The following is an 18,270-nucleotide window of genomic DNA, read 5'->3' as shown; positions in this document are numbered from 1 at the left end:
TGCATGATCCGCAGCTTCGCAGATCGTGAAACCCGAGTGATCTGGGAAGGTCAGCGGTCGCGCCGGTTGCCCGCCGACATCCAGTCGTCGGCCCGCCGGAAACTTCGCATGCTGAACAACGCCCGCGATCTGAATGATCTGCGCGTGCCGCCGGGGAACCGCCTGGAAGCGCTCAAGGGCGATCGTGCCGGCTGGCACAGCATTCGAATCAATGCCCAGTGGCGGATCTGTTTTCAATGGCGTGAGAACGCGGCCCAGAATGTCGAGATCGTGGATTACCATTAGAAGAGGCGAGATTTATTCATGAATACAAGTCGATTGCCCAATATTCATCCCGGAGAAATTCTGCTGGAGGAGTTTCTCGAGCCCATGGGGATCAGTCAGAATCGCCTGGCGCGAGTCATCGAGGTGCCGCCTCGTCGAATCAACGAGATTGTCCTTGGCAAGCGCCGGATCACCGCCGATACGGCCATGCGGCTTGCGCGCGCATTCGGAACCTCGGAGCATTTCTGGCTTGGCTTGCAGGCCGATTACGATCTCGAACAGGCGCGCCTTGATCATAGCGAAGACCTGGGGCGAATTCCGAACATCGCCGCTTGATCCGGTGGTCTATCCACCATCGCGGCTGAATGAAATCTATGGTGGTTGAAGTCCTCCTGACTCAAGCAGCACGCGTCGGCTGCCACCCGTCGTCGGTTTCTCGCAGTTCGATTCGCTGGTCGTCAATGCGGTTATCCAGTCGCGACATTTCGCAGAGGAATTCGTAGATTAGTCCGTGCTGATTGAGAAGTCGCTCGCGCGCCAGAGCGCGCATGAGGACATCAGCCATGCCCCTGACCTTCTTCGTCTGACCTTTCTCCCATTTGGCAACGGTCTGATCCTGAACGTCGAGCAAGTCGGCTAGCGCCTTTTGTGACAGATCAAGCTCCATGCGGAGAAAACGGAACTCATCGCCCGTCAGGGGGGCCGGTTTCTCGATCAACTGTTGAGCAATGGTGCGGTGAAGCCCGTCCTGGTCGTGGATGGATACCGCCTTCACGCCATCGATCACGCGCTCCTGGTAACCATTGAGCAGGTATACATTGTCGAGTCCGCAGCTTTTGTAGTGAAACATGATCAGAAAAGAAAAGCCGCTCCGTAGCGGACCTTGCAATCTCACGCAACTGCGCGACGGCATCATCGGGTTTGATGAGCGGGATGGGTGCCGGTTTGCCCATGCACTATATTTTATATAGGTTTCGCCCCGTGAATGCAATATGTTTAGCCGTTTCGCTTCGCGTAGTGGGTTTGACAAATACCCAATTCGGGTATCTAATTACCCAATATGGGTACTAATCCAGCAAGCGACCTCTCGAAAACTTCGGACGCCGGCGGCGTCAGTATGGCCGATGCGTTGTTTTCCGGTACGCGCCAGACCCTGCTCGGCCTGCTGTTCGGGCAGCCCGACCGCGGCTATACCCTGAGCGAGTTGATCGAGATGGCGCAGGCGGGCCGCGGGGCGGTTCAGCGCGAAATCGGCCGACTGGTGGGTGCCGGGTTGGTTCGCCAGCAAGGCAGAAGCCGGGGTCGCTTGTATCGCGCCAATCAAGAATCGCCAATTTATGAGGAGCTTTGCGGTATCGCCCGCAAGGTGCTTGGCCCTGCAGAGGTCATCAGAGAGGCGCTTTTGCCCTTGAAGGGTCAGATGCGGGCGGCAGTGTTGTACGGATCGGTGGCGCAAGGCATGGATCGGGCCGATAGCGATATCGACGTTCTGATCGTCGCCGATGATCTCCTGCTGGAAGATGTGTTCGAGGCCTTGTCGGGCGCTGAGTGTGCACTCGGGCGCGCCGTCAATCCGACCCTGTATACGTCCGAAGAATACGACCAACGGCGAGAGGGTAACAGCCCATTCCTGGCCGATGTGCTCCAGGGTGAGCATGAAATCCTGCTGGGGGCGCTGGATTGAGTCGGGAGAAGCTGGAAAATCTGGTGAAGATTGGAAGACTTAAGCCGCAGGCTCCCTCTCGGCAGGAATTTGAAGGCTTGGTGGCGTCGGGCCTGGCTCGGCTGGCTGATGCCCGGCGAGAGGACTTGAGCCTGGACAGCCGGTTTGACCTGGCTTACAACGCGGCACATGCCCTGACGCTTGCTGCGTTACGTTGGCATGGATTCCGATCCGAAAACCGTTATCTCGTATTCCAGTGCCTGCAGTACACCGTCGATCTGAGCGCGGCCCAATGGCGAGTTCTCGATGGGGCGCACCGGAAACGAAATCAGTCAGAATATGAGGGGGAGCCTGGAAGTCGACCTGAAGCTCGTGGAGGCGACCATCCGGGTCGCAGAACAAGTCCGTGAGCGGATCGAGGAACTCAGGCCGCCGTCCGATTAGAGGGTTGAGGGCACTGAATGCCGATTGTTACTGAAGACACCTATGAGCAGCACGCGCTGGCTACGCTGGCCGAGCTCGGCTACGAGGTTTTGCACGGACCGGATATTGCGCCGGACACCGATACGCCGCTGCGCGAAAGCTGGGACGGGCCATACCTGGATGCGGTGCTGATCGAGCAGGTCGCCCGGCTGAATCCCGATCTTCCCCGGCAGGCGATCGACGAGGCAATCGCAGTACTGAAGCAGGCGGATGCGATCGATCTGGTCTCGCGCAATCGCAAAGTCTACAAGTGGCTGCGGGACGGTCTGAAGGTCACGGTTCGGGACGGCGGCGAGGAGCGCACCGAGTTTGTTCGCCTGATCGACGTGCACGATTTCCGCGCCAATCGCTTCCACGCCGTCAACCAGTTCACCCTGCGCGGCAGCAAGCAGCCCAGGCGGCCGGATATCGTGCTGTTCGTCAACGGCATTCCGCTGCTGGTCTTCGAACTCAAGAACCCGGTCGACGTCAACGCCACGGTGGAGGCGGCCTGGCGGCAGATTCAGACCTACAAGGAAGAGATTGCGCAGCTGTTCGAGACGAACCTGGCCTGCGTGATTGCCGACGGGAACGAGGCCCGCCTGGGTTCGCTGACCGCGCCGCGCGAGTGGTTTCTCAACTGGCGCTTGATCGAGAACGAGCACGACCGGCCGAAGGGCATGCCGCCGCTGGAGATTCTGATTCGCGGCCTGTGCCGCCAGGACTACCTGATCGAGTATTTCCGGGATTTCGTGCTGTTCCAGGGCGACGGGCAGACGGCCAAGATCATTGCCCAGTACCACCAGTTCCACGGTGTGCGTGCGGCGGTAGCCCGGACGCTCGAGGCCGCGCAGCCGGCGGGCGACAAGAAGGGCGGGGTGTTCTGGCACACGCAGGGATCGGGCAAGTCGCTGTCGGCGACCTTCTACGCGGGCATCCTGATGGAGCACCCGCAGATGAAGAATCCGACGATTGTGGTGGTCACCGACCGCAACGATCTGGATGGACAACTGTTCCGGACCTTCGGTCAGGCCTCCGACCTGCTGGGCGAGGTGCCGGAGCAGGCTGAGTCACGCGAGGATCTCAAGCGCCTGCTGGATCAGCGCGCCTCGGGCGGGGTCGTTTTCACCACCATCCAGAAGTTCAGCCCGGACGAGCGCGGCGGCGATTACCCGGCGCTGACCGAGCGGCACAACGTCGTGGTGATATCCGACGAGGCGCATCGTTCGCAGTACGGCCTGAAGGCCCGGTTTGTGGAGAGCAAGGGTGATGCCCGTGGAAAGGTCGTGTGGGGCTACGCCAAGTACCTGCGCGATGCGCTCCCCAATGCCACCATGCTTGGCTTGACCGGCACGCCGATCAGCACCGAGGAGCGCGACACCCGGGCGGTATTCGGCGACGAGGTCTCGATCTACGACATCGAGGATGCCCAGACCGACGGCGCGACCGTCCCGATCTACTACGAATCGCGCATGATCCCGCTGGAGGGCGAGTTCGATCCGAAGGAGCTCGATGAGGAGGTCGACGAGGCCACTGAAGGCCTGGAGCTCGAGCGCGCCAATCGGGAGCGCTCGAAATGGGCGCAGCTTGAGGCGCTGGCGACGACGGAGCAGCGCCTCGATCGCCTGGCCGACGACCTGCTCGCGCACTTCGACCTGCGTCTCCGCGCTCTCGAGGGCAAGGCCATGGCCGTCTGCATGAGCCGGCACGCCTGCGTGGCCCTGTACGACAAGATCACCGAGCGCCGTCCCGAGTGGCACAGCGAGGATCCCGGTCACGGGGTGGTCAAGGTGATCATGACGGCCAGCGCTTCCGATCCGCCCGAGCTGCGCGCCCATCACACCAGCAAGCCGCAGAAAGATCAGATCGGCAAGCGCCTGCGCGACCCCGACGACGAACTCAAGCTGGTTCTGGTGCGCGATATGTGGCTGACCGGCTTCGACGCGCCACCGCTGCACACGCTCTACATCGACAAGCCCATGAAAGGCGCCAACCTGATGCAGGCCATCGCCCGGGTCAATCGCGTGTTCCGCGACAAGCCTTCGGGCCTGGTGGTCGACTACATCGGCATCGCGCCGGAACTCAAGAACGCCATCGGCGAGTACACGCGCTCGGCCGGCAAGGGCCAGCCAGTCATCGACGTCGAGCAGGCGGTGCTGCTGGTCACCGAGAAGCTCGAGATTCTGCGCAAGATGCTGCACGGCATCGACTACTCGGGTTTCCGCGACGAGCCGCTGCCGCGTATGCGAGAAGCGATGGAGCATATTTGTGAACTGGGCCAGCGCCAGGGCGCCGAGCGCGACGACCTCAAGCACAATGCCGCCATCAAGGACTTCGTGACCCACGCGACCGTGCTGGCCAAGGCACAGGCCATGGCCGGCGCCGACGATCGCGTCGCCGAGCTGGCCGAGGAGATCGGTTTTCTGCTGGGCGTCAGAGCGCTGCTGGTCAAGCATACGGGCGCGAAAGCCAGCCAGAGCCGCGAAGACCGCGAGCTCGCGCTCCGGCAGCTGCTCAGCGAGGCCGTGGTTGCCGGGGAAGTCGTGGATGTGCAGAAGCTGGCCGGCATCGATCGGCCCGATATCAGTATTCTCTCCGACGAGTTTCTGGAGGACGTGCGCAAAATGCCCCAGCGCAACCTGGCCGCCGAACTGCTCGAGCGCCTGCTCGAAGACAAGATTCGCCTGCGCGGCAAGACGCACATCCAGCAGGAGAAGAAGTACAGCGAACTGCTCGACAACGCGCTGACCAGGTACCGAAACCGCTCGATCGAAACCGCACAGGTCATCGAGGAACTGATCGAAATCGCCCGCCAGATGCGTGAGGACGGCCCGCCGAAGGGCATGACCGACGAGGAATTCGCCTTCTACGGCGCCCTGCTGTGGAATGAGGACGAAATCCGCAAGGGCATGGCTGATGAGGCCCTGAGGGAACTGGCCGTCGAGCTGACCAAACAGATCCGCGATAGCGTCACGATCGACTGGACCCGGCGCAAGAGCGCCCGGGCAAGGATCATGCGCAAGGTCAAGGTACTGTTGCGGCGCTACAAGTATCCCCCGGAAGGGCAGGAAGAGGCCGTGGAATACGTGCTCAAACAGGCCGAACGCCTGGCTGATCAATGGGCTTAGGCCGGAAGGGACGAATGGTGGCTACGGGTGGACTCGAACCACCGACCCCAGCATTATGAGTGCTGTGCTCTAACCGGCTGAGCTACGTAGCCACTGGCAAGCCGGGTATTCTCGAATGGCGTCAGGGGAAAGTCAAGCGCGCCTGGCGCCCGCCGTGCTCATCGCTTCTCCCAGCCCGTGATCATGGCCCGGATATGGGCCGTGGGCGTGTGGCCGGTGGTGGCCAGGTAGACGTGGGCGATCAGGAAGATGAGCATCATGAAGGCGGCGGCCGTGTGGGTGTAGGCCACGGCCGAGATCGTCGCGGCGCTGGCGGCCTCGCGCCAGGCCGAGTAGTAGAGCAGGGCCAGGCCGCTGATCCACACCAGGGGGTTGATGACGACCTTGAGCAGCAGGTAGGCCAGCCGCTGCAGCGGGTTGTGCTTTTTCAGCCGGGTCGGGCGAAACGGATGCGGCTCGCCGGTGAAGATGCCGCGCACGTAGTAGCAGAACATCGCATCGAGGTTTTTCAGGGTCGGAATGTACTGGCGCCATTCGCCGGTGGTGAAGTGCCAGAAGATGGCGAAGACCCACAGCGCGATCAGTGCCCAGGCGGCGGCGACATGCAGGTTGACCGCGGCCTCGAAGCCGAGCAGCCGGTAGCTGCCGTGTATTTCGAAGCCGGTGGCCAGCATGGTGATGATCAGCACCGCCTGGGTCCAGTGCCAGAAGCGCTCGAAGCGCTTGAAGACGTAAATTCGTTCGTTGCTCATGCTGCTTCCTTCCGACGGCGCCGACGCCACAGCGCGACACGCAGGGAGCCGTGTCCGATGACGCCCACCAGGGCCAGCGCCGCTAGCCCGAAACCGGCGCGGTCGAGCCAGACGAGCCGGTCGCGACCCGGCAGGTAGATGCCCTCGACGGCGTCGAAACGGCCCTGGCGCGCGTGGCACTGGCCGCAGGCGACGGCGTCGTGTTCGGGCGCGACCATGTGCGTGATCGGCCACAGCATTTCGGTGTCGACGAAATCATACTGGCCGCTGAACGGCTGTCCGGCGGCCCGGGCGCCTTCGGCCAGCGCCGCGTCCCAGTCGAAGTTGTGCCACAGCGCGGTGTCGTCGGGGATGGCGGTATGCGGCACCAGCAGGATTTCGTGCTCGGTGTCGTAGGGCTGGCGGCCGCGGAAGCGCTTGACCGGCCAGATGCGGGCGTCGGGGTCGCGCGGCTGGCCCAGGAAGCGGTTGACGGGGACGACGCCGCTCGGGTCGATCCTGTCCGTGGCCAGGGTGTAGACGACCCGGCCGTCGAACCAGACGTAGTCCGGAATCACGTTTTCGGCGAGCTCGAAGTTGCCCTTCTTGCTGTCGAAAACGGCATGGCCGTCGTCGTCGCGGATGACGAAGGGTTGCCCGTTGTCATCCAGCGTGCCGGCGCTCGACCAGTCCCAGACCATCTTGGTGGGCACGCCGCCGCGCGCGAAGCGTGGAATGTGGCAGCTCTGACAGGCCAGCGCGTCGGTATGGGCGTTCAAGCGCGCGCCCTCGCCAACCGGGCCCATCAGCCCGGCCGGAACCGCCTCGTGATGCGGCTTGTCGCCGTGGCAGGCCTGGCAGGTGGCGGGGTTGCGCTCGGTCGGCTCGCCGCGCAGGACCGCGCGGTGCGGGTCGGCCGCGGTCGGCGCCACGCGGCTGCCGGAGACCCGGTGGCTTTCGGTCTGGTGGCAGGTCGCACAGGCGAAGTCGAGGCCGTCGACGGCCATGTGCACGTCGAGTTCGCGCTCGGGCGAGACCAGCGAGGAGTCGAGGTCGCCGTGCTTGACGCCGTCGCCGCCGCCGCCGTAGAAGTGGCAGCTGCCGCAGTTCTTGCGGTCGGTCGGGCCGACCGACTGAGCCACTCTCGGCAGGTCGACCGGCTCGACCATCTGGCCGCTGCCGGGCGGGTGTTCCATGCGTTCGTACGCCGGATGACCGGCCAGGCCGGGCAGCTTGGCGTATTCGGCATCGTGGTGGCAGACCAGGCAGTCGACCTTGCGCTCGGCGCTGAAATCGAAGTGTTCGTCTTCCCAGCCGTAGCCGGTATGGCAGGCGGTGCAGAAGGCCTCGTTGGAACGGGTGGCGATGCAGAAACTGTTGAGCATCGTCATCTTGCCCAGGTGCTGGCCGGTGGCGGGGTTGTCGTAGTCCCAGGTCCAGTGCCGGGTGGCCATGACCTGCTCGGCCGCCTCGGTATGGCAGCCCAGGCAGGCCTCGGTGACCTCCGGTCCGCTCTGAAAGGGGCCCTTGAGCTCAGCAAATCGGGAGTGATCGGCGGTCGAGGCCAGAAGCGGCAGACCGGTCATCAGCCCGCAGCCGGTCAGCGCGGTCAGCACCAGCTTGCGCATTCGGCGGCCGGGGCGCTGCTGAAATCTCATCGGAGCACCTCCTCCCGGGCCGGTGCATGGACTCGGCCCTTTCTATCGAGCTTGCATGATGAGCATCAGCCGATCTTGCCCGTTTGATATATATCAGCTTTCGTGCAATTACGCGGGGCCGTCCGCGACCTATTCAAAAGCATCGGCGAAGATCCCGTCGGCACTTACCGGGTCGAATTCATGGGCGCCCAGGTCATACGAGCCGTTGAGATCGGTGACGTCGGGATTGTCCTGGCCGCGCGCCTGCTCGCCCAGATCCGCACCGGGCGAATACAGAGCGTCGCTGCAAACATCCATGGCAATCGTGTCGTCAGCGCTTAGCCGGTAGTCGCGGCTGCCTGAGTCCAGCCAGGAGACCGTGCCTTCGATCAGGTCAGTGACCGGCGCCTCGATGGAGCTGGCGCTGGGCACCAGGTTGCAATCGATGGTCGTGGTGGCTGCGCCGCCGAGCTGATGGAGGTTGCTGAACTCCTGGATGATGTTGCCGACGGCCAGCAGGCTGCTGCCAGGGAGCTGGTTGAGCATGGTGCTGTTCGATGTGTTCATGTGCAGGGTGTTGTAGGCCAGGGTCAGCTCGGACCCGCCCTTCAGTTCAAAGCCCGAGTAATTGGAATAGCCGGCGTTATTGCCGTTCTCGACAATGACGTTGCCCTCGAACAGCAGCCTGGCGGCTTGTTCGCTGAAAGCCTGCTCGGCATGGCCGACATAGCCCCTCGAATCGCTGTTGTTCATCCAGATCAGGCTGTTGCGGATATCGATGAGCCCGCCATAGCGGGCGGCCACGGCCGCGCCGCCGCCGGCTGTGCCGGAGAGCGTGTTGCCGATCAGCTGCGAGCAATAGCGATCGTAGTCGCAGCCGTCGGGACCGGGTCGCATCGTGATGTGGCCGCCGAAGCCGGCATACAGCGCGCCGCCGTAGCTTCCGCTGGAATTGAAGCCGACCCGGGCATTGGTCAGCACCAGCACGCCGCCATCGGAGACGTGTGCAGCACCGCCCTGTCCGGAACTGCCGGGGTCGAGATTGCCGGTGTTGCCGGTCAGGTCGAACGGCTGCGTTGGCGTGCCGTTCAGATTGACCTGGCCGCTGCCGAATACCGTGAGTCCGGCGCCGCTGATGTTGCTGGTGTTGTTGTGGATTTCCCTGTCGATGTCGGTGTTGAGGCTGTGGGTGGCCACGCCGGCGAGATGGTCGATTCGGCAGCTGTTGGTTTGCAGGGCACCGCCCTGGGAATTGGCGTGGTTGTTCTGGATGACCGTGCCCGCGCTGAGCTCGAGATGAATATCGAAAGAAGAGTGAAAGCGCAAGCAGAACACGCCCCCGCCGCTGTCAGCACTGTTGTTGCGGATGACGGTTTCGGTGATGACGACGGCAAGCTGGTCGTCCTCGATATCGGAACCGCCATAGACCCCCAGGCCGCCACCGCCCTGGCCGCCCGTGTTGTCGCGCAGGTCCAGGTGATGCAGGTTGACCGAGCCGGTCACGCTTTTCAACATCAGACCGCCGGAGTATGGATAGGTGTCGGCACTGCCATCGCCGCCGGTGATGGTCAGGTATTCCAGCAGCAGGTTGGCCTGCTCAATCCCGGAGACCTTGACCGCGGTCAGGCCCAGACCGCCGGCATCGATGGTCGAGAGGATGTTGGTCTGTTGATCATTGTTGGCGGCGCTGCAGTCGGCGTAGCCGCCGCGCAGGGCCAGATCCTGCGTGATTTCGATTGCGCCGGGATAGTCCTGGGCGTGGCTCAGTCGTATTTCGGTGTGGCCGGCATCGATCGCGGTCTGCAGCGCAGCCGGGTCGGTGTTGACGTTGTAGTCGCAGTCGGCATCCCAGCCAACGCTGACCTGGGCCAGGGCGGCCTGGGAAAACATGATCCCGGCCAGCAGCAGTGCAGGTTTCATGGTCGATGCCCCCGTCGGGATGCTGGCCAGGCAGCGCTCGATCCACTGGTTGGCGGGTGTCGGGCTGATGCAGTTGGATTCCTCGATCAGGAGGGGTTCTCCGCGCTCATCCAGTTCCAGACGGTAAGTGGCCATTGCCGCAGCTCTCTCGCAAGTTGACGATGCAAGGACTAAAGCAACTTGTATGCCAATCTGCGCCGTGACCCGCACCTTCGGCCGTTGCATTCGTTTCGGCGGCGACCGGGTATCAGTCGGGCGCGCAGTGTTGCAATGACGGGACAGTTGTGGTGCCGATGTCGGACATTCCGGGCGTTGCCTGGCCCGTCGGTCGGGTCAGTCGCTTTCCAGGCCCAGCTGCGCCATGCGCCGGTAGAGCGTCGAGCGGGCGATGCCAAGCTGTTCGGCGGCGCGGCTCATGTTGCCTTCGGTTTCGGCCATGGTCTGGCGGATGATCGTGCGCTCGGCCACGGCCATGCGGGCTTCCAGGGTGGTGCCGGTTTCGGCGTGATCGGTGTTGCGAATGGCCGCGCGCAGGTCCTCGCTGGCGAGCATGTCGCCGTCACCGAGAAAAACCGCAACCCGATGCATTTCCTGCTGCAGTTCGCGCACATTGCCCGGCCAGTGATAGCGCAGCAGGCAGGCCAGCGCCCGCTGCGAGATGCCGCGTACCCGGATATTGCGTTCGCGACAGTACTGGCCCAGGAAATACAGGGCAAGATTGGCGATGTCGCCGTGCCGCTCGCGCAGCGGCGGCAGGGTCAGCTCCCAGCCGGCAATGCGGTGCAGCAGATCAATACGGAACAATCCGCGCTCGACCATCTGCTCGATGTTGCGATTGGTCGCCGATATGATCCGCGGCCGGGCCGGACGCGGCTTCGACCCGCCAACCCTGAGCACTTCGCCTTCCTGCAGCACACGCAGGATCCTGGCCTGAGTTTCGGCCGCCATGTCGCCGATCTCGTCGAGAAACAAGATGCCGCCGTGGGCCTGCTCGAAGCAGCCCGGGCGTTCCTCCACGCCTGTGGCCACGCCGCGCTCGATGCCGAACAGTTCGCTCTCGAGCAGGTCGGTCGGCAAGGCCGCGCAGTTGATGGCGACAAAGGGTGCATCCGGATCCGACAGGCGGTGCAGATAGCGTGCCATCAGTTCCTTGCCGGTGCCCGACTCACCGCGGATCAGCACGCTAATGCCCGAGCCGGCCGCCCGCGCCGCGCGCCGGTAGATACGCTGCATTTCGGCATCCAGCGGCGCCGGATCGGGCAGTCCGGGCGGCGTTTTGGGTGCCCGGTCAGCGGTGTGGCCGGTATCGCGGGCCAGCGCCAGCAGGGCGGCAATCAGGTCGAAGACCCGCTCGGCGCGCGCCGGCAGGCCGGCCTGTTCGAAAGCCAGCTCGACGCCCACACGACCCAGCTGGCGACTGATCGTCTGCCCCTCCTGCGGTTGGCCATTGACGAATAGCACCGGATCGCCCGCCCCACTGGCGGTAATCCTCAGCCACTGTAGCGGCAGCGCGCGCCACAGCTTTTCACCCGTTTGCCGGGCCAGCTCGGGCAGATCCAGACCGGCCCCGATTTCAGTCAGCAGCTGCGGCAGATGGTCGAGCGCCAGCCGGTCGAGCGCCATGGGCGCCAGGGTCAGACCGGCTTCGGCGGCAGCCGCCCGGGTTTCGCCCGGGTCGAGCCGGGCGCCGAGCTGATCATCGCCTTCGGCCACGCTCTCGACGTTCAGCACGACATCGCCGAACTGCAGACAGTCGCCGGCCTTGACGGCAGTGGCCGCCTCCAGCCGCTGGCCGTTGACGCGCGAGCCGTTGCTCGAGTCCAGGTCTTCGACCGTCAGCCGGCCATCGGCAAAAGTCAGCCGGGCGTGCCTGCGGGATACCGTCGGCAGCGACAGTATCAGGGCGCAGTCGCCGGCCGAGCCGAGCACGGACTCGCCGCAGGCAATCAGCAGGCGAATCACCTGCCCGTCATGTTCACCCGCCAGTCGGTAGGTCATGGGCCAATATTACCCCGCGCGGACCCGGATTCGTGTTGCAGCTTTCGGATGTCATCTGGCCCTGTGGAGGCCAGGCAGGCAGTCGGTTACCTTCATTCCAGCTATAGTAGGTGGCCACGAGGGACACTGTTCGCCACCTGCCTAGGAGATGGATACCGAAAACCGGCCGCCGTCGGCACGTTACCAGACCGCCATGCCCATTGGTCATGGCGCCATGGGACGGGTTTATCGCGCCTGGGACGTGGAGCAGGAGCGCTTTGTTGCGCTCAAGTACCTGCGCTCGAACGACCCGGACTGGGTGCGTCGTCTGCGTGCCGAGGCGGCTGCCCAGGCCCGGGTCGAGCATCCCAACGTGGCCAGGATCTTTGGGGTGGGCGAAGAAGAAGGCCGGGCCTATATCGCCATGGCCTATATTGACGGCCGGCCGTTTGACGAACTGATCGGCGATCTGGGCCTGGAGGCCGGCGTGCGCATCCTGGCCGATTGCGCCGATGCGGTTCAGGCCGCTCACGCCATCGGTCTCGTGCACCGTGACCTCAAGCCGGCCAACATCCTGGTCAGCCAGACCGAAGCCGGTGGCTACCACCCTTACGTGGTCGATTTCGGCCTGGTCCTGGCACTCGACGAAGAGACGCTGACCGCCCCGGGTGAGATGCTTGGGACGCTGGGCTACATGGCCCCGGAGCAGGCCCTTGGCCGCCGCGCCGATGTCGATCGTCGTGCCGATATCTATTCGCTCGGCTGCATTCTCTACCACCTGCTTGCCGGAGTGCCGCCGTTGGCCGGCACCGATCGCAGCGACATGCTGGCCCGATTGCTCAATGACGATGTTCCACCACCACGCAATCGAGATCGACAGGTGCCCAAGGCGCTCGAGCGCATCTGCATGCAGTGTCTCGAGCGTGCGCCCGAGCGCCGCTACGCCTCGGCCGCCGCGCTGGGACATGACCTCGAGCGCTGGCTGGCCGGTGAGTCGGTCAAGGCCCGGGCCACCGGGCTGGTCTGGCAACTCGGCCGAACCGTTCGGCGCAATCCGGTGGTCAGCGCCCTGGCCGGTGTGGCCCTGTTGATTGCGCTGACCATGGCCGGCTGGGCCGGCTATGAGCAACGCCGCCTGGAATTGCGTGCCGCGCAGGCGCAGCGCACCGGCGAGGCACTCAAGGACATGGAGTGGCGCCTGCGCGCTGCGTTCATGACGCCGCAAGCCGACATCACATGGCACAAGCAGGCATTGCGTGAGCGTATTGATGTTTTGCTGGCCCAGTTTTCGGATGGCGATGATGAAATCGGTCGAGCCCAGAGGGATTACGTGCTGGGGCGGTCCTGGCTGATGCTGGACAGGCCTGAGCTGGCACAGACCTATCTTGTTCAGGAGCCGGTCTGGCAGCGAATGCCCGGCTCCCGTTTCTGGGCCGGCTACAGCCTGGCGCTGGTCTATCGCGATGCACTGCACGGGCTCGGCTCGATTCGCGACGACGACGAGCGCGCGCAAAAACAGCGCGCACTGGATGTAGAGCTGCGCCAGCCCGCGCTAAGCCTGCTGGCCGGGACCGAGACGAACCCGGACCATGCCGTGTTTCGCGATGCGCTGGTCGCCTGGCTGAGCGGGCAGCCCGAGCGCGCGGTGGAGCTGGCGCGGCAAAGCCGCGTGCATCAACCCTGGTTTTACGAGGCGGTTCTGCTCGAGGCCGATATCCTGCTCGGTGAGCATCTTGCCGCCCTGTCCTCCGCAGCCTACGATCAGGCCGCAGAACAGATGCGCCAGGTGATGGCCACCATCGAGCGAGCGGTCGAGATCGCCCCCAGCGCCCCCCAGGTGCTGGCGCGCGGCTGCGTTGCGGCACGCCAGGCCCAGATCTCGATGAGGCAACTCGGTACACGCGCCAGTGATGCCATCGATCCCGATATGTCACTGTGCCATCGAATGGTGGCCCTGGACCCTGAAGTGGCCGGGCATCACCTGATGCTGGCCGGCGCGTTATCGGCACAGTGGCAAGCACTGGCTGGCAATCAGACACCGCCTGGGGAGTTGGCCGACCAGGCCGTGGCAGCCGCCCGCCGCGGCCTGGCGCTTGACCCGGAAAACTGGCGCGTTGTGGCCCAAAGTGCCCAGGTCATGTGCGATCTGGGATATGCCATGCGCCGTGATGCCCGGGTGGCGGTCGGGATGATCGGCGAGGCGCTCGAGCTTTATCGGCGCGCCATGGCGCTACGCCCGGCGGATGCCACCGTCTGGCGCCAGGCCGGAACCTGCAGCCGCCAGCAGGCCGCGACGCTCAAAATGGCGGGGCAGGATCCTGCGGTGGCCTTGAGCCAGGCGGTCGATACCTTGCGCAGGGCGGTCGAGATGGACCCTGATCATGCCTACTCGCGCCATAACCTGGCCTATGCCATCAAGTCCCAGGCCAGCCAGCCCGGCTTGGCGGCCGGGCAGGCAGAACAGTGGCTGATCGAGGCGCTTGCCCAGGCCCAGGCAGCGCTGCGACTGAGTCCGGACCATCCGGTCATTGTCAATACGCTGGGCAATATCCATTCCGACCTGGGCCGCCAGCTTCTCGATCAGGGTCTGACCGACCAGGCTGCCGACCGCTTCGAGCAGGCCATTGCAGCCTATGAGCAGGTCAGCCAGATCAATCCCGCCTACCACAAGCCCCACAACAACCGTGCCAACGTCGCCCGGATCATGGCTGAGCATCTGGCGGCTCGATCGCGTGATCCGTCGCACTGGATCGCGCAGGGCCGCCTGGCGGTGGAGGCCGCGCTCCAGATTCACGCCGACTATTCGCTGGCCTGGTTCAACCGGGGTGCCCTCGATCTGATCGAAGCACGCTATCTTGAGGCAGTCGGCCAGTCGCCGACTGTCAGCGCGCAACAGGCCATGGATGCCTTTTCCCGCGGGCTCGGCGCGAATGCGAGCGTTTTCGATGCGTGGCTGGAATACTCGCAAGCCGCCGGCATGGTGGCGGCCGGTAGCGCGACCGACCAGGCGGCCAGAAGCGCGGCGATGGTCGCAATGCGGCGTGCACTCGAGCACATGATGGCGCTGGCACCTGACCATGACTCGATCCCGCTGCTCAGGCGGGAATTGGCAGCCCAGGCATCACGCGGTCTGGCGGCGCCGCAGTAGAGCGGGTGGTGAATAAGGTGGGGTAAGGCAAGGCGCTGTCAAGCGACAGCGTGTTGTGGTCCACTGGCTGGTGCGATGTTTTGGCGCTTGTTCAGGCCTGATCTGTCCGGGTCAGTGTGTCTCGATTCTGGAAACGCCCATGTAGCAGACCTGCTACAGATGTGATTCCGGCAGTTCCTGAAATCAAGCACAAAACATTTTTAAATCAGTGTCATGGAGTGATCTCTCGCCGTCTGGCACAAATCATGCTTGGCTCATGCCCAATGGTCGGCGCCATGCCTTGGCCCGGCATATCGACCGACAGCCCCGAATCGGGCTTGACGGTTCCATTCAATGACATGAGGGTGATGAGCGATGCGTGTTTTCAGACTTGTCCATTTGGCTGTGAGCCTGATATTTCTGGCGACCGCGCCGGCAATGGCCTGGGTGTCGGTCGGTTCCAGTCCCGGTTTCGGCACCTGTACTTACACCTCCATCCAGGATGCGCTGGATGATGGCGACACCGAGATCCGGATTCTCGATAACCAGGATTTCGTGGAGAACGTGACGATCTCCGGCTCGCGCAGCTTGCGCGGTGGCTTCAGCTCGTGCCTGGCGGCCGCGCTGAATCAGCAGCTTGGCTCGAACGCAACGATCGATGGATCGGGCAGCAATCTGCTGCCGACGGTCTTTGTGACGACGAGCAGCACGGCCTCGGTGACTTTGGAAAACCTGACCATTATCGGCGGTTCCGTGGGCGTGCATACCGGCGGCATGGACGGCGCGCTTACCGTGCGCGACAGTCTGATCGGCAGCAACTCCGGCTTTTCTTATGGCGGCGGCATTTCCGTGGGCAATCCGGGTGATCTTTTGCAGGTCATCATCCGGAATTCCTCGATTATCGAAAACCAGTCGGACTACGGCGGCGGTATCTATTGTGCCAGCGCCAACGGCCTGATCCGGCTCGAGTCCGGCGCCATAGCAGACAACTTCGGCGCGGTCGACGGTGGTGGCGTCTACCTGGACAATGGCTGCGCGTTTTCAAGCTATGCCGGCAGTCGTTTCGATGATGTTCTGTACTCGGGTATTCTCAGAAATATGACCGCCGGAGACGGCGGCGGGATCTACGCCGCGGGCGGGGCCACGGTCAACATCAATGGCCACTTCGGGCCTTACCAACTGTGGGGCAACAACACCGACCCGGCAACGGTGGCCGAAAATTCCGCCGGCTCCGACGGTGGCGGCATCTATGCTGTCGGCAGCGAGACCCAGGTCGAGCTGCTCGATGCGCTGGTACGCGACAATACCGCTGACAACCGGGGGGGTGGTGCCTATGTCGGTTCCACCGCCTCGTTGACGGCCGATCTGTCGGGCGATACCTGCTGGGACGGCTGGCGCTGCTCGCAGTGGCTCGACAACAGCGCCGATGGCGGCGGCGCGCACTACGGAGGTCATCTCGCAGCCTATGACGGGGCCAGTGTTCAACTGAGCCGCACGCACATGGGCGGTGGACGAGCCGCGCTGGGCACCGCGCTTTACGCTAGCGGTCTTTTCACCCAGCTTGCACTGGACGGTAGTTTTCTGACCGGCAACGGATTGGCGTCTCCAGGGAACGACGAGAATTACGTCATTGGGGTCAATGCCGGCGCCAGTGCCGAACTCAAGCACGTGACCGTAAGCGGCAATCAGTCGTCAGCCGCGGCCCTGGGTGCCAATGGAACCACCAGCGAGCTGACCATAAGAAACAGCATCGTCTGGCATCCCACTCTGCCGGTGCTGGCTGCGACCAACAGTCCGGTCACCACGTTTGACTGCGTCGTCGTCAACGAGAATGGGTCGACCGGCGCCGGTGGCGTGGAGGTCGCCAATCCGGCGTTTCGCAATACCGTGGCCGGAGACTATCGCCTGGGCGCGGGTTCGCCGGCCATCGATTTCTGTGCTGGCTCAGATGCCACCGCCAGTGACGTCGAGCACCACAGCCGAGGCATCGACGAGCCGGGCAGCAGCAACGGCGCCGGCCTGTTCGATGCCGGTGCCGATGAATACCTGATGGTTGACGCCCTGTTCTCCGACCGCTTCGCCGAGTGACTCCATGAACTGGCTCCGGGAGCGCCAGACCATGAGCCCCGAGCAGTCGAAGTCTGTTATCTGCTCAACGCCAGCGGCCTGGCCATCGCCCGAGCACCGCTGCGGGTGGAGTAGCAGGACGCACAGCGCCTGCCCGGCCGGGCCGGGCAGACGCTCCCGGCCGGATCAGCGATAAATGGTCAGTTCGTAGCCCCCCAGCGCTTCGCCGAAGCCGGTGACGTAGATGGTGTAGACGCCGGTTTCAGGCAAGGTGGTCACCGCCAGACTGTTGTTGTCGGAGCCGCCGTCGTCATCGCGGACCAGGGTGCTGCCGTCCGGCCGCGAGATGTAGAGCACCGGATCGAAGACCCCGGACTTGAGCTCGACGGTCAGCATTTCGTTGGCTTGTCCCTCGAATTCGTGACGCTCGTAGCGCGTGCCGTCATAGGCGCGAGGCGAATCGGTCGACAGGCTGCCGCTGAAGGTCGCGGCGACTTCTTCTGCAAGCTCGGTGATGATCAGTTCGTAGCCGCCGGTTCCGGACGAGAGGCTGCCGGCCGTGATGGTGATGGTTTCATCCTGGCCAAACTCATGGTAGAGGCGACTGTTGTAGCCCTCATCACCGCCGTCATCGTCGGTCGATTCCTCGCCATCGCCGTCGAGCACGGTGAGGTGGGCGTCGAAGTCATAGGACTTCAGGTCGATCGCCACGCGCGTGCCGGCCGGGGCGGTCAACTCGTAGCGCTCGCCGGAGGCGGTCGATTCGGTCAGCCGTCCCTGAATGGTCTGGCCCACCTCGATGCGTCCGGGCGCGGCCACGCTGCGGGCAACCACGCGGTAGCTGCCGACCGTGCCCGGTGACAGTGGCGCGGCCATCAGCTCGATGGTGCCGTCCTGGTCGAAGGTGCGGAGGAATCCGGCGTGGTACTCCTGATAGTCGTCGTTCCGAATCGTCTCTCCGCCCGGCAGCGTTGCCTCGAGCGTCGTGTCGATATCATCGCCGATGACGAGCACCTCGACTGTCATGCCCGCTTCGACCTCAATGCGGTGTTGGTTGCCTGTGGTGCTGCCGTCGGCGCTGAACGCGCCCGTTTCGGAAAAGAACTCCTCCTGAGCGGTCAGGCTGCTGCTCAACACGAGCGTGGCGATCAAAGTTGTAATTTTTTTCATGGTTGCGAAATCTCGATTGGCGTTTAGGGGTCCACTTGCCTGAAATCAAAATGCCGTGGGCATTTCGTTGTCAATGAATAATATACGCTTGTGGCCAGTGCTTGCTTGCAGAATTTTGGCCAGC

At 63.8% G+C, this 18,270-nt stretch carries 12 protein-coding genes, 1 tRNA gene and 1 pseudogene; 7 read left to right on the top strand and 7 right to left on the bottom strand.

The genetic code is table 11. From position 1 onward, the window contains the following. Positions 1–3: 3 nt before the first annotated feature. Both HND55_14585 and HND55_14580 read left to right on the top strand, forming a co-directional pair. Entirely contained in the window at positions 4–285 is a 282-nt protein-coding gene (locus HND55_14585) for a type II toxin-antitoxin system RelE/ParE family toxin (GenBank protein QKK03782.1), read from the top strand. An 18-nt stretch (positions 286–303) separates the two neighbouring features. Further along, positions 304–600, top strand: coding sequence for a HigA family addiction module antidote protein (locus HND55_14580; protein ID QKK03781.1), 297 nt, complete (start codon positions 304–306; stop codon positions 598–600). Positions 601–661: 61 nt separating this feature from the next. On the opposite strand, the gene HND55_14575 is transcribed toward HND55_14580, so the two are convergent. Continuing rightward, positions 662–1,114 (bottom strand): helix-turn-helix domain-containing protein, encoded by a 453-nt coding sequence (locus tag HND55_14575; protein ID QKK03780.1) that lies wholly within the window; start codon positions 1,112–1,114, stop codon positions 662–664. A gap of 267 nt (positions 1,115–1,381) precedes the next feature. Between HND55_14575 and HND55_14570 the strand changes: the two genes are divergently transcribed. From HND55_14570 to HND55_14560, 3 genes and pseudogenes are all read left to right on the top strand, one after another. Next, entirely contained in the window at positions 1,382–1,948 is a 567-nt protein-coding gene (locus tag HND55_14570) for a transcriptional regulator (GenBank protein QKK03779.1), read from the top strand. Further along, positions 1,945–2,371 (top strand): annotated as a pseudogene (locus tag HND55_14565) (hypothetical protein). The gene HND55_14570 and the pseudogene HND55_14565 overlap by 4 nt, the downstream one beginning before the upstream one ends. 17 nt (positions 2,372–2,388) lie before the next feature. Beyond that, the gene (locus HND55_14560; GenBank protein QKK03778.1) at positions 2,389–5,517 is read left to right on the top strand and encodes a type I restriction endonuclease subunit R; all 3,129 of its coding nucleotides are present in this window, start codon (positions 2,389–2,391) and stop codon (positions 5,515–5,517) included. Positions 5,518–5,532: 15 nt separating this feature from the next. On the opposite strand, the gene HND55_14555 is transcribed toward HND55_14560, so the two are convergent. The 5 genes from HND55_14555 to HND55_14535 all read right to left on the bottom strand — a co-directional run bounded on the left by HND55_14555 (position 5,533) and on the right by HND55_14535 (position 11,803). Then, positions 5,533–5,609: transfer RNA gene (locus HND55_14555), tRNA-Met, on the bottom strand. A 66-nt stretch (positions 5,610–5,675) separates the two neighbouring features. Next, on the bottom strand, positions 5,676–6,269 hold the full coding sequence (locus HND55_14550; GenBank protein QKK03777.1) for a cytochrome B: 594 nt from the start codon (positions 6,267–6,269) through the stop codon (positions 5,676–5,678). Next, the gene (locus tag HND55_14545) at positions 6,266–7,876 is read right to left on the bottom strand and encodes a tetrathionate reductase family octaheme c-type cytochrome (protein QKK04130.1); all 1,611 of its coding nucleotides are present in this window, start codon (positions 7,874–7,876) and stop codon (positions 6,266–6,268) included. Before HND55_14545 ends, HND55_14550 begins: the two co-directional genes overlap by 4 nt. A 159-nt stretch (positions 7,877–8,035) precedes the next feature. Continuing rightward, on the bottom strand, positions 8,036–9,940 hold the full coding sequence (locus HND55_14540) for a hypothetical protein (protein QKK03776.1): 1,905 nt from the start codon (positions 9,938–9,940) through the stop codon (positions 8,036–8,038). 198 nt (positions 9,941–10,138) lie between these two features. Beyond that, positions 10,139–11,803 (bottom strand): sigma 54-interacting transcriptional regulator, encoded by a 1,665-nt coding sequence (locus HND55_14535; protein QKK03775.1) that lies wholly within the window; start codon positions 11,801–11,803, stop codon positions 10,139–10,141. Positions 11,804–11,951: 148 nt separating this feature from the next. Between HND55_14535 and HND55_14530 the strand changes: the two genes are divergently transcribed. Together HND55_14530 and HND55_14525 are read left to right on the top strand one after the other, a co-directional pair. Then, the gene (locus HND55_14530) at positions 11,952–14,930 is read left to right on the top strand and encodes a protein kinase (GenBank protein QKK03774.1); all 2,979 of its coding nucleotides are present in this window, start codon (positions 11,952–11,954) and stop codon (positions 14,928–14,930) included. 384 nt (positions 14,931–15,314) lie between these two features. Then, positions 15,315–16,997: a hypothetical protein gene (locus tag HND55_14525; GenBank protein QKK03773.1), complete on the top strand. Its 1,683-nt coding sequence runs from the start codon at positions 15,315–15,317 to the stop codon at positions 16,995–16,997. Positions 16,998–17,162: 165 nt separating this feature from the next. Here the strand turns inward: HND55_14525 and HND55_14520 are convergent, their stop codons facing one another. Then, entirely contained in the window at positions 17,163–18,146 is a 984-nt protein-coding gene (locus HND55_14520) for a hypothetical protein (GenBank protein ID QKK03772.1), read from the bottom strand. Positions 18,147–18,270: the final 124 nt, after the last annotated feature.

The organism is Pseudomonadota bacterium (genome assembly GCA_013285445.1).
Lineage (GTDB): Bacteria > Pseudomonadota > Gammaproteobacteria > Xanthomonadales > Wenzhouxiangellaceae > Wenzhouxiangella.
Note: the sequence above shows the minus strand (reverse complement) of the source record. Positions and strands in the feature narration are given on the sequence as shown.

What these genes read in the sequence shown, in the direction of transcription:
- HND55_14585 (QKK03782.1), top strand. Translation starts at nt 4, where the DNA reads ATGATCCGCAGCTTCGCAGATCGTGAAACCCGAGTGATCTGGGAAGGT.
- HND55_14580 (QKK03781.1), top strand. Translation starts at nt 304, where the DNA reads ATGAATACAAGTCGATTGCCCAATATTCATCCCGGAGAAATTCTGCTG.
- HND55_14575 (QKK03780.1), bottom strand. Translation starts at nt 1,114, where the DNA reads ATGTTTCACTACAAAAGCTGCGGACTCGACAATGTATACCTGCTCAAT.
- HND55_14570 (QKK03779.1), top strand. Translation starts at nt 1,382, where the DNA reads ATGGCCGATGCGTTGTTTTCCGGTACGCGCCAGACCCTGCTCGGCCTG.
- HND55_14560 (QKK03778.1), top strand. Translation starts at nt 2,389, where the DNA reads ATGCCGATTGTTACTGAAGACACCTATGAGCAGCACGCGCTGGCTACG.
- HND55_14550 (QKK03777.1), bottom strand. Translation starts at nt 6,269, where the DNA reads ATGAGCAACGAACGAATTTACGTCTTCAAGCGCTTCGAGCGCTTCTGG.
- HND55_14545 (QKK04130.1), bottom strand. Translation starts at nt 7,876, where the DNA reads ATGCGCAAGCTGGTGCTGACCGCGCTGACCGGCTGCGGGCTGATGACC.
- HND55_14540 (QKK03776.1), bottom strand. Translation starts at nt 9,940, where the DNA reads ATGGCCACTTACCGTCTGGAACTGGATGAGCGCGGAGAACCCCTCCTG.
- HND55_14535 (QKK03775.1), bottom strand. Translation starts at nt 11,803, where the DNA reads ATGACCTACCGACTGGCGGGTGAACATGACGGGCAGGTGATTCGCCTG.
- HND55_14530 (QKK03774.1), top strand. Translation starts at nt 11,952, where the DNA reads ATGGATACCGAAAACCGGCCGCCGTCGGCACGTTACCAGACCGCCATG.
- HND55_14520 (QKK03772.1), bottom strand. Translation starts at nt 18,146, where the DNA reads ATGAAAAAAATTACAACTTTGATCGCCACGCTCGTGTTGAGCAGCAGC.